This is a genomic window from Teichococcus deserti (genome assembly GCF_001982615.1).
Classification (GTDB): Bacteria; Pseudomonadota; Alphaproteobacteria; order Acetobacterales; family Acetobacteraceae; genus Pseudoroseomonas; species Pseudoroseomonas deserti.
Genome location: NZ_MLCO01000391.1, coordinates 1 through 9,264, shown reverse-complemented (window position 1 = coordinate 9,264; position 9,264 = coordinate 1). Strand labels below are relative to the sequence as shown.

General features: G+C 72.3%; 12 protein-coding genes and 1 pseudogene. 5 read left to right on the top strand and 8 right to left on the bottom strand.

Going from position 1 to position 9,264, the window contains the following annotated elements; genetic code table 11:
• Positions 1-77: 77 nt before the first annotated feature.
• Complete coding sequence (locus BKE38_RS27845; protein WP_076960416.1) at positions 78-305, bottom strand: DUF4170 domain-containing protein; 228 nt, start codon at positions 303-305, stop codon at positions 78-80.
• A gap of 90 nt (positions 306-395) precedes the next feature.
• Positions 396-674, bottom strand: coding sequence for a hypothetical protein (locus BKE38_RS27840; RefSeq protein WP_076960415.1), 279 nt, complete (start codon positions 672-674; stop codon positions 396-398).
• 805 nt (positions 675-1,479) lie between these two features.
• Here BKE38_RS27840 and BKE38_RS27835 point away from each other — a divergent pair.
• Positions 1,480-2,409 carry a replication initiator protein A gene (locus BKE38_RS27835; RefSeq protein WP_076960414.1) on the top strand — a complete coding sequence of 310 codons (930 nt, stop codon included), beginning with the start codon at positions 1,480-1,482 and terminating at the stop codon, positions 2,407-2,409.
• 2 nt (positions 2,410-2,411) lie between these two features.
• Here the strand turns inward: BKE38_RS27835 and BKE38_RS27830 are convergent, their stop codons facing one another.
• The 6 genes from BKE38_RS27830 to BKE38_RS27805 form a co-directional block, all read right to left on the bottom strand.
• The gene (locus tag BKE38_RS27830; protein ID WP_076960413.1) at positions 2,412-2,639 is read right to left on the bottom strand and encodes a helix-turn-helix domain-containing protein; all 228 of its coding nucleotides are present in this window, start codon (positions 2,637-2,639) and stop codon (positions 2,412-2,414) included.
• A 10-nt stretch (positions 2,640-2,649) separates the two neighbouring features.
• Positions 2,650-2,895, bottom strand: coding sequence for a hypothetical protein (locus tag BKE38_RS27825; protein WP_076960412.1), 246 nt, complete (start codon positions 2,893-2,895; stop codon positions 2,650-2,652).
• Between the two features lie 26 nt (positions 2,896-2,921).
• The gene (minD, locus tag BKE38_RS27820) at positions 2,922-3,764 is read right to left on the bottom strand and encodes a septum site-determining protein MinD (protein ID WP_076960411.1); all 843 of its coding nucleotides are present in this window, start codon (positions 3,762-3,764) and stop codon (positions 2,922-2,924) included.
• A gap of 44 nt (positions 3,765-3,808) precedes the next feature.
• Positions 3,809-4,522 (bottom strand): septum site-determining protein MinC, encoded by a 714-nt coding sequence (gene minC / locus BKE38_RS27815; RefSeq protein ID WP_083747921.1) that lies wholly within the window; start codon positions 4,520-4,522, stop codon positions 3,809-3,811.
• A 153-nt stretch (positions 4,523-4,675) separates the two neighbouring features.
• On the bottom strand, positions 4,676-5,374 hold the full coding sequence (locus BKE38_RS27810; RefSeq protein ID WP_076960410.1) for a hypothetical protein: 699 nt from the start codon (positions 5,372-5,374) through the stop codon (positions 4,676-4,678).
• Positions 5,371-5,742 (bottom strand): hypothetical protein, encoded by a 372-nt coding sequence (locus tag BKE38_RS27805; protein WP_076960409.1) that lies wholly within the window; start codon positions 5,740-5,742, stop codon positions 5,371-5,373. The genes BKE38_RS27810 and BKE38_RS27805 overlap by 4 nt, the downstream gene beginning before the upstream one ends.
• Positions 5,743-5,907: 165 nt before the next feature.
• Here BKE38_RS27805 and BKE38_RS27800 point away from each other — a divergent pair, with 165 nt between their 5' ends.
• From BKE38_RS27800 to BKE38_RS27785, 4 genes and pseudogenes are all read left to right on the top strand, one after another.
• Positions 5,908-7,233, top strand: coding sequence for a hypothetical protein (locus BKE38_RS27800; RefSeq protein WP_076960408.1), 1,326 nt, complete (start codon positions 5,908-5,910; stop codon positions 7,231-7,233).
• A 99-nt stretch (positions 7,234-7,332) separates the two neighbouring features.
• A complete protein-coding gene (locus BKE38_RS27795; RefSeq protein ID WP_076960407.1) occupies positions 7,333-7,695 on the top strand; it encodes a response regulator in 363 nt (120 codons plus the stop codon).
• Positions 7,696-7,705: 10 nt separating this feature from the next.
• Positions 7,706-8,350, top strand: coding sequence for a protein phosphatase CheZ (locus BKE38_RS27790; protein WP_076960406.1), 645 nt, complete (start codon positions 7,706-7,708; stop codon positions 8,348-8,350).
• A gap of 79 nt (positions 8,351-8,429) precedes the next feature.
• Positions 8,430-9,264 (top strand): annotated as a pseudogene (locus BKE38_RS27785) (hypothetical protein); the annotation flags it as partial.

Sequence of the window (9,264 nt, the reverse complement as noted above, 5' to 3'; positions counted from 1 at the left end):
GGCCAGGGGGCGGCGCGGCCCGGGCGAGGGCAGGGGCGGCAGGCCACCTGCCGCCGCCAGGGCAGGGCCGCCCGCGGTCACGCGCCAGCCTTGGGCGTCGGCAGGGCGCGCAGCACGAAGAGCCGATGCGACGCGATGTCCACCATGCGACGCATGCGCTCGAGCCAGGCCTTTTCGGCCGCGGCCTGGCTGTGGAACGGGCCAAGCAGCTCTTCGGTGCCCTGCTCCAGCTCCTGGAAGCTGGTGTCACGGAAGATACCGCCCCAGACCACCCAGATCTCGTGGCCGTTCAGGGGATCACTCATCGCTCGTCCTTCCATACCAACTGGCCAGTTCTCTGGCCGTCCAGGGCACCTGCCAGGCCGTCCCGGAACGACCAGGGCGACAGGGCGGGCTCAGCGTGCGCAGCGGATGCGGATCCTCACCCGCCTTGCGGGGCCGGCCGCGCCGTGCCCGGTTGCCATATGCCGCATTGCGGCATGGGTCTGGAAGGCGGCTTCGGTGAAATCACGGTGCCAGGCGAGCATGGCGGCCAGAAGCCCCAGGGCGATCAGCCCGAAGGCGAGCCATCCCAGCATCCCGGCCCCCAGCCAGGGATGCAGCTGGTCGGCGCACAACAGCAGCCCGCTGCCGCCAAACAGCAGGATCGGGCCGCAAACACGTCCATCGGGCATCGGGCTTCTCCCTGCCTGGGCCGGCTCTGAGCCAGCCACCCCATAACCGGCCGATTTTCGCCCCGCTCTCGTATATTTTTCGCAAAGAAGTCGTCGGTCAAGGCAGGAATCTTGGCCTTGTCGGCTCAGCCGCCCCGCCCTGCCAAGAACAAACCGGATGGACGCCGGCATGTCGGCGTTACGACGAGTATTTCTACCCGATTCCAGCCCGGATTTCTTTCTGCGCTGGATCAGCAGCAAAAATTCTACCCTGGGTTGATAAATAGCGATAACTCGGCAGCAGCGACTCGTCCTTACGCCGACATCGCTGCTGGCTGGCGTTTCTGCTGGCTTCCTGGTGCGTCAGCCACCGACGGCGCCGACCTCCCTGCTCTACTTTTTCAGTGTTGAAAGAGTCATAGAGTCACAAGGTTATAGAGTTATGGACTCTGAATTTCCCTTCAGGATCATCAGGTTAAGCGGAAACTTGTCGGCCTCACGCCGAGGATCGGTCGGCGTGGCGACGAGGATGCGACGCCGTGGCGCCGAGTCTGCGTCGGCGTGGCGACGAGGATTTGTCGGCGTCGAGACGAGCCTCGTGATAGGCGTCGGCGTCACGACGACCCGCCCCTGTGGATAAGTCGGCGCGCTTTGGCGCATCCCCGCCTGACAAGGCCCGCCGCCGGGTGTCGGCGTGGCGACGAGGGCGGCTTCGGAAAAAGCTCGTCGCCACGCCGACACCCGGTGCGGCAAGGCTGGAATTGCCGGGACGCCTCAGCCACAAACGAGGCGCAGCAGGCGTTGGGGGCGGCAGGCGGTGGGCGCGATGGACGAGCAGCAGGCCTTCAACTTCGGTCCCACCGACAGCCCCCTGGTCGGCAAGGTCAAGGGCGACCGCAACACCATGGTCTACAACTTCTTCTCGCTGCGGCGGGAGAAGGAGACCGAGCTGCCGCGCTATGATGACGGCAAGACCTGGATCGAGGTGGTCGGCACCAAGCACGGCGTCGCCTCGATCTGGGACAAGGAGCTGCTGGTCTATTCCGCCTCGCTGATCGCCGACAAGATCAACCGCGGCGAGAACCCGACGCCGCGCATCACCTTCACCGCGCATGACTTCTTCATCACGACGGGCAGCACGCCGGGCGGCTCGGCCTATGAGCGGCTGGAAGAGTCGCTGGCGCGGCTGAAGTCGACCTTCGTGCGCACCAATATCGAGACCGGCGGCGAGGGCGAGGATCGCGGCTTCGGCTGGCTCGACGAGTACAAGATCCTCTATCGCCGCGGCAAGGACGGGCAGAAGCAGATGCGCGCGGTGGAGCTCACCCTCTGCGCCTGGCTGTTCCGCGCCATGGTGCAGGACAAGCACTTTCTGACGTACAGCCCGAAGTACTTCGAGCTGCCGCCGGTGGCCAAGCGGTTGTACGAGATCGCCCGCAGCGGCCCACCGGGCGGCTTCCGGATGGGGCTGGCCAAGCTGCGCAACCGTGTCGGCACGACGCAGGATCTGCGCCGCTTCAAGGCCGAGCTCAACGCCTATGCCAGCCACAAGCGCAGCCTGCCCGATTACGGCATCGCGCTGATCGACCCGCGGCTGCGCCGCGCGCTGGACAAGGGCTTTCCCAAGCCCGCCGGCCAGACGCCGCTGAAATCCTGGCTGGTCGCCTTCTATCCGACCACCAACATCAGCAGCCTCGAGCCGCTGGACGCCATGCCGCTGCTCGAGGAGGACGACGCGGAATCGCTCGCCGCCTGAGCCTAGGGCGGCCGTCTTTCCGTCAACGAGACCGAGCCGTCGCGCTGGAACAGGATGCCCTCCTGCGCCAGGATCTGCTGCACCTTGGCCAGCGTCTTGCTGGTGACATTGCCATCGCCCTCGATGCGGCTCAGCGTGTTGACCGAGACGCCGGCGGCGGCTGCCAGCTCGCGCAGGCTGAGGCCGAGCGCCGCGCGTGCCATGCGGCATTGCGAAGCCGAGATCAGCATCCCGCCCTCCTCACCGTCCCGGCGTCAGGTCGATATCGATCTCCCGCACCTCCAGCGCGGGCGAGCTGCCGATGCGCACCCGCACATGGCCGCCGCGCGCCAGCTTGCGGATCTCGCGCAGGCAGGCGTCCTGGATGCGCTGGGTGATGTCCTCGCCGAGCACGGCGAGCCGGTCGGCGCCGACCTGCCGCCGCAGCCGGGCGGCGGCGATGCCGGCGGTGTTGCGCCGGCGCTGGATCAGGGCAATCAGGGACATGGTCGCGGTCTCCCGGGGCCAGGGCGTCAGGCGAAGCCGAAGAGCCGGCGCAGGAAGCCGCGCGGCTCCTCCTGCACGGTGACCGTGGCGCGCGGGGCGGCGACCCGGATCGGATCGCGCACCTCGCCGAGGAAGCGCGCCACGGCGTCGTGATAGGCGCGGCCGGCATCCGTCCCGCTGTCCAGGCTGGCCGGCATCCCGGCATTGGAGGCGCGCAGCACCGCCTTGCTCTCCGGCACCACACCCAGCAGCTCGGCGGAAAGGATGTCCTGGATGTCGTTCAGCGGCAGCATCTCGCCGGTCTTCACCCGGTCGGGGTCGAAGCGGGTGACCAGCAGATGCTCCTGCACCGGCTCCATCCCCGTCTCGGCCCGCTTCGAGCGGGCGGCGATGAAGCCGAGGATCCGGTCGGCGTCACGGATCGAGCTGACCTCGGGGTTGCAGACCACGATGGCATGGTCGGCATGGTAAAGCGCCATGATGGCGCCATGCTCGATGCCGGCCGGGCTGTCGCACAGGATATAATCGAACTCCTCTTTCAGTTCGGCCATGACGCGGTTCACCCCTTCGGGCGTGAGGGCGTCCTTCTCATGCGTCTGGCTGGTCGCCAGCACATGCAGCTTGTCGATGCGCTTGTCGCGGATCAGCGCCTGCTGCAGCTTGGCCTGGCCATTGGCGACATGCAGGAAGTCGTAGACCACGCGCTTCTCGATGCCGAGCACCAGGTCGAGGTTGCGCAGGCCGACGTCGAAGTCGACGACGCAGACGCGCTTGCCGCGCAGCGCCAGCGCGGCGCCGAAGGCGGCCGTGGTGGTGGTCTTGCCGACCCCCCCCTTGCCGGAGGTGATGGTGATGACGGTCGCGGACATCGGGTTCTCCCTCGTCGTGACGCGAATGCGGTGTCGGATGCGGTTCAGGGCAATGCAGAGAAGCGCAGCCAGCCATCGCGGATGGCGAGCTGCGCCGGGCGGCCGGACCATGGGGGCGGGATTTCTTCCGCGCCCAGCCAGAGGCCGGCGATGGAGAGCAGCTCGGCATCCATGATTTTCGCAAAGATGCGGGCCTGCGGATCGTCGGCGACGCCGGCGCTGGCCGAGCCGCGCAGCGCGCCATAGACATGGATGCAGCCGTCGGCCAGCAGCTGCGCCCCCGGCGAGACCGAATGCAGCACGATCAGATCGGCCTCGGCGGCATAGATCCGCTGGCCGGAGCGCACCGGCTCGGTGATCACCACGGGCGGGCGGCGCTCGCAGGGGGTGGTCAGCTCCTGCCGCGGCTCGGCCTCCAGCATGCGGCCGAGGCCGGCCTCCAGCGCGGCGCGCTCGATCTCCGGCCGGCGGGCGCGGAAGGCGGCGGGCACCAGGCCGAGGCCACGCACCACCTCCACGAGGGCGGCCAGGCGGGGTGCGGCCGCGGCGGGCAAGGCGCCGAAATCCAGCAGCACCGGCGCGTGGCGGAAGAAGCTGGCCGTGGCGCCGAGCTTGGCGGCCAGTGCCGCCTGCAGCGCCTCGGGCGTCAGATCCTCCATCTCCAGCGTCAGCAGCGGATGGGTGCGGCCGCGCAGGCGGATCGCCGGCCGGCCAGCGGCATCAGGGGAAAGGGTGGTCGCGCTCGGATCGTGCCTCATCTCGCCTGCCTTCTGCCGGCGGCGCCAATGAGAGGTTTTCGCATCCCCCTCAGCGGCGCGCGCGCCCGCTTGCTGCGGGCAGACCCAGACCTAGGCCCTTCCAGAATTTTTCGCAACAGAAATCGTTTTTCGCGCCATGGACGGCGTCATGGGTCACGCCGCATCCAGCGTGGCAACGCCCAGCCGGGTGCGGAAGCCGTGCAGCCCGGCCGCCGCCGCCGCCAGCCAGGCGCGGAACAGCCCCTGGCCGTCGAAGCCGCCATCGAGGGCTGCCTGCGACACCGGCAGCGCCCGCCGCCCGAGCTGCGCCAGCACGACGCGGCGCATCGCCGGCTGCAGTTCCTCCCGTTCGGCATCGGGGGCGGGCAGGCCGGCGGCGCGCTGGAAGGCGCCCATGCTGCAGCCGCCGCCGGGCGCGGCCATTCGGTCCGGCAGCGGCCCCAGCGGCACCAGCCGCCGGCCGTTCCAGGCCAGCAGCCGCATGTCGTGGCGGTGGCTGCCGGGCGGCACGACGAAGCCCAGCAGCGCGCCGGTCTCGGCCTGCAGCAGCCCGCTCAGCCAGTCCAGCGCGCCGACCAGCAGCCGCGGCCGCGGCGGCAGGCTGGCGGAGATGGCGAGCCGGGGCGCCGCTTCCTCGCGCAGCAGGCGGGAGCCGGCGGTGGCATGGTCCAGGCTTTCCCCCGTCAGCAGCAGCGCCGCCTCGGGCAGGCGGAACAGCGGATGCGGATGGCCGGGCGGCGCGCGGCCGCGCAGCAGGGCGACCAGCGCCTCGGCCTCGGCCCGCGGCAGCGGGTGGCGCAGCGGCGCATCGAGCTCCAGCCGCGCCTGGCGCAGGGGGGGCGAGGGGGTCATGGCTGCGGCCCGCCTTGCCGCGCCGCCTGGGTGGCCAGCCGGCGCTCGGCCAGGCTGACGGCGGCCTCCAGCGCCGCCGCATCGGCCGGCAGGCTGCGCTGGACCAGGCGCAGCGGCGGCTCGTCATGCGGGTCTTCCTCGATGAGGATCAGCTGCACCGGCAGCTCGGCATGGGCGGCGCCCAGCAGCCCGCCCTGATAGGTGAGGGCGATGCGCGGGCTGCGCCGGCGCAGCGCCAGCAGCGCCTCCAGCTGGTGCAGCAGCAGCTCGAACTCCGCCTCGCTCGCCTCGGCGGCGACGAGGTCGGCCAGCTCGCGGCCATCCTGGGCCAGGCTCGCCTCGCCCGGGCCGCGGCGGTTGATCTGCATCCGGCTTCTCCTGAACCGATTCAACCCTGCAGTGGTGCCATGGCGTGGCGGTTTCTGTCGACGTTTTTCGCATGTTTTGCCGGAAGCGGCCCTGCATCCTTTGGTTGACGGTGACTTGGAGAAAAGTCTAGCTAGATCATCAACCCAGACGCGCATGGTGCCGCGATGCCCAGCCTGGCCGGATCCGCGAACCCCGAGGGCCTGCCGCAGGATACCCCGCTCGCCGGCCTCACCAGCTTCGACCTGACCACCGCCGAGGGCATGGCGATGCTGCGCCATTTCGACGCCCGGCTGCGCCGCCTGGGCGATCCCGGGGCACAGCGCGCCGCGGTGCGGCGGCTGCGCTGCCGCGCGCCGCTGTCAAACCGTGCCGCCGGCCTGCTGGTGCTGCCCGGCGGCGCGCTGGCCCTGCGTGAGGGGGAGGCGGTGCTGGTCTGCGACCCGGCCGGCGTCCAGGCCCTGGCCGGCGCCCAGCTGGCGCGGCTCCTGGCCCTGCTGGCCGGCGCCGCCGACCTGGTCAGCGTGGTGCATGGGCCCGCCGGGCTGCGGCGGCTGGCCGGGCTGCCGCCTTCGGGCAGCCTGCAGGCGGCGACGCTGCTGCCGGCGGGGCGGCTGCTGGCGCCGCTGCTGCCGCCGGCGGCGGGCTGGAACGGCCCGGCGCTGCTGCGATGGGGGCGAATGGGATGCCAGCGGGGCGGCGGCCAGGACGGCGTGGTGGCCTGGCCGATGCGGCCGGCGCCGGCCCGCCTGGCGCTCGGCGCCAGCGTCGCCGGCGAGGCGCTGCTGCCCGCCGCCGCCCCCGTGGCGCCGGAGATCTGGGACGCGCCGGAGGGCGACGACCGTTACCAGCTGCTCTCCACCGGCCTCTTCGCCCATCTCGACGAGCTGCTGGGCAACGAGGTCAGCGACCTGCTGCGCTTCGAGCTGGTCGACCACTGGACCGACGGCGAGGACAGCCTGGCCAGCGAGCTGGCCGACGGGATCGGCCTGCTGCCGGCCTGCTTCGCGACGCCGCATGACCGGCCGGTGGCCATGGCCGCCCTGGCCGGCTGGCCGCGCGCCGCCGACCTGCTGCGCGGCGCCGGCGAGCCGCTGGCGCTGCTCGGCATCGCCGCGCGCGACTGGGGCCCGGCCTGGCGCCCGGCGCTGCGTCAGAGCTTCCTGCGGCAGCTGCGCGGGCTGCTGCCGGCCGGCAGCCCGGCGCTGCTGGTGCCCGAGGATGTCCGCGCCGCACCCCAGCCCGTGGCGCAGCTGGCCGCCGACCGCCAGCTGCGGGCCGGCGGCGACGATCTGTCGATCCTGCTGCCGCTGCCGCCGCATCCCTCGGGCCTGCTGCGGCTGGCCGACCGGCTGGCCGGCGGCATCGGCGCGCCGGTGCTGCTGGGGGCGCCGGCCTGGGGCCTCTGCCACCGCTTCGACCCCGCCGGCGGCGGCGAGTCCGGCAATGCCGCATGGTTCGGCCATGCGATGCCCGAGCCCGGTCTCGGCTGAAGCGCGGCCGCAGGCGCCGGGGCATGCCGATAGTTCTTGCGAAAAATCCTGGATCGGTTGAATGATGCGCCCCCGTGGACGCAGAAGGGGGACCGGCGCGTGAAGATCCTGGTTGTCGATGACTATCCCACCATGCGGCGCATCGTGCGAAACTTGCTGGACCAGATCGGCTACAAGGATGTCGAGGAAGCCGGCAACGGCGCGGAGGCGCTCGAGAAGATCAAGGTCGCCCGCTACGACCTGGTGATCTCCGACTGGAACATGGAGCCGATGACCGGGCTCGAGCTGCTGAAGGAAGTGCGCGGCGACGCCAACCTGGCCCGCACCCCCTTCATCATGGTCACCGCCGAGAGCAAGACCGAGAACGTGGTCGCCGCCAAGCAGGCCGGCGCCTCGCAATACATCGTCAAGCCCTTCACGGCCGAGACGCTGAAGGCGAAAATCGCGTCCGTCGTCGGCTGAGGCGGGGCCCGTGAGCACGCCGACATCGCTGCGCTCCGGCCTGGCGCGGATCGCCGGCCAGGCCGCGGCCATCGCCGGCGAGGTCGACCGGCTGATGGGGCTGCAGCAGGCCGCCGACCAGGCTGGTGCCGAGCCGGCCGAGGAAGCCGATCGCCTGGCCCAGGCGATGGAAGAGATGCGCGGCATGTCCAAGCTGCTGGCGGAGACGCGGGCCGAGGTGATCGGCCTGTCGCCGCCGCCGATGGGGCTGGGCGACACGCTGGACGCGGTGGTGGGCGAGACCGAGGGCGCCGCCTTCGAGATCCTGCGCCAGGCGGAGCGCGCCCAGGCCGCCGCCGGCCGGCTGCATGCCGGCACCTCGACCGACACCGGCGCCGACCTGACCGAGGTGGACGAGGCGGCGACCGCCATCGTGCTGGCCTGCGCCTTCCAGGACATCACCGGCCAGCGGGTGCGCAAGGTGCTCTCCACCATGCGCGCCGTCGAGGCGCGGGTGGCCGCCCTGGTGGCGCTGATGGGCATCAGCCCGGAGGAGACCCAGGCCCCTGGCCCGGCCGCCGAGGCGAAGAAGCCCGACGCGCATCTGCTGAACGGGCCGAGCAGCGCCGCCCAGGGCGGCCTTGGCCAGAGCGCCGTGGACGACCTCTTCGGCTGAGCGGCCGTACCGATCGGGGCGCGCCGGGGCGCGAGCCCGCGGCGACCTCTCTGCAAAAAACCGGCGACGGAAAGATTCCATGGCCAATCCAGTGGGCGACCCTTCCCTGCCAGCCGGTCTCGGGCTGAGCGGCAGCCGCGGGGGGAGCGGCGGCAGCCCGGCCGCCGCCGGCGCCGCGGGTGCCAGCCTGCTGGCCGGGCCGCAGCCGGCCGAAGCCGATTTCTTCCAGCTGCTGGCGGGGCTGACCGGGGCGCCGGAGGCGATCGCTTTCGTCGGGGCGCAGCCGGGCGGCAAGGCTGCGGCCAAGGGCGCCGTAGTGTCGGCCGAAGGCCTGGCCGCCGGCCTGCCCTGGGAAGCGCTGGCCGCAGCCGCCGAGGAGGCCAGCCGCTTGGCGGGCCAGCTGCAGGCCAGCGTCGCCGCCAGCCAGGCCGCGCCGCTACTCGACCTGCCGCCGGCCCTGGCGCTGCCGGCCGGGGCTGCGCCGCCGCCGGATCCGGCGGTGCCGGTCATCGCCGATCCGTCGCAGCCTGGGCTGCTGGCCATGCTGGCCAGCCTGCCGCCGATCGCCGCCCCGCCGGTCGCCAGCCTGGCGCCGCCCGAGGCCGCCCTGCCCGACGGCGCGCTGCTGGCCCCCAGCCGACCGATGGGGCTGACCCTGCCGCTGGCCGCCCTGCCGGGCATGGCCGAGGCGCCGGCCGAGCCCGCTCTGGCGGCGCCCGCCATCGCCGCCCCAGCGCCGCCGCCGGCGGTCGCTCTGCCCGCCGGCCTGGTCGCCGAGGCGCCGCCGCCCAGCCTGCCGCCGGCCGAGGCGCTGCCCCAGGCGCTGCAGGCCGAGATCGCCGCCAGCACGCCGGCGCCCGCTGGGGCCCCCGTCGTCGCGACCCCAGCCGCCGAAGATCGCCGCCGCCGAGCCC

Excerpts from the sequence above, each read along its gene's own strand:
- BKE38_RS27840 (WP_076960415.1), bottom strand. The coding sequence starts at position 674 with ATGCCCGATGGACGTGTTTGCGGCCCGATCCTGCTGTTTGGCGGCAGC.
- BKE38_RS27825 (WP_076960412.1), bottom strand. The coding sequence starts at position 2,895 with ATGTCCCTGATTGCCCTGATCCAGCGCCGGCGCAACACCGCCGGCATC.
- BKE38_RS27800 (WP_076960408.1), top strand. The coding sequence starts at position 5,908 with ATGCCCAGCCTGGCCGGATCCGCGAACCCCGAGGGCCTGCCGCAGGAT.
- BKE38_RS27835 (WP_076960414.1), top strand. The coding sequence starts at position 1,480 with ATGGACGAGCAGCAGGCCTTCAACTTCGGTCCCACCGACAGCCCCCTG.
- minC (WP_083747921.1), bottom strand. The coding sequence starts at position 4,522 with ATGAGGCACGATCCGAGCGCGACCACCCTTTCCCCTGATGCCGCTGGC.
- BKE38_RS27830 (WP_076960413.1), bottom strand. The coding sequence starts at position 2,639 with ATGCTGATCTCGGCTTCGCAATGCCGCATGGCACGCGCGGCGCTCGGC.
- BKE38_RS27805 (WP_076960409.1), bottom strand. The coding sequence starts at position 5,742 with ATGCAGATCAACCGCCGCGGCCCGGGCGAGGCGAGCCTGGCCCAGGAT.
- BKE38_RS27810 (WP_076960410.1), bottom strand. The coding sequence starts at position 5,374 with ATGACCCCCTCGCCCCCCCTGCGCCAGGCGCGGCTGGAGCTCGATGCG.
- BKE38_RS27845 (WP_076960416.1), bottom strand. The coding sequence starts at position 305 with ATGAGTGATCCCCTGAACGGCCACGAGATCTGGGTGGTCTGGGGCGGT.
- minD (WP_076960411.1), bottom strand. The coding sequence starts at position 3,764 with ATGTCCGCGACCGTCATCACCATCACCTCCGGCAAGGGGGGGGTCGGC.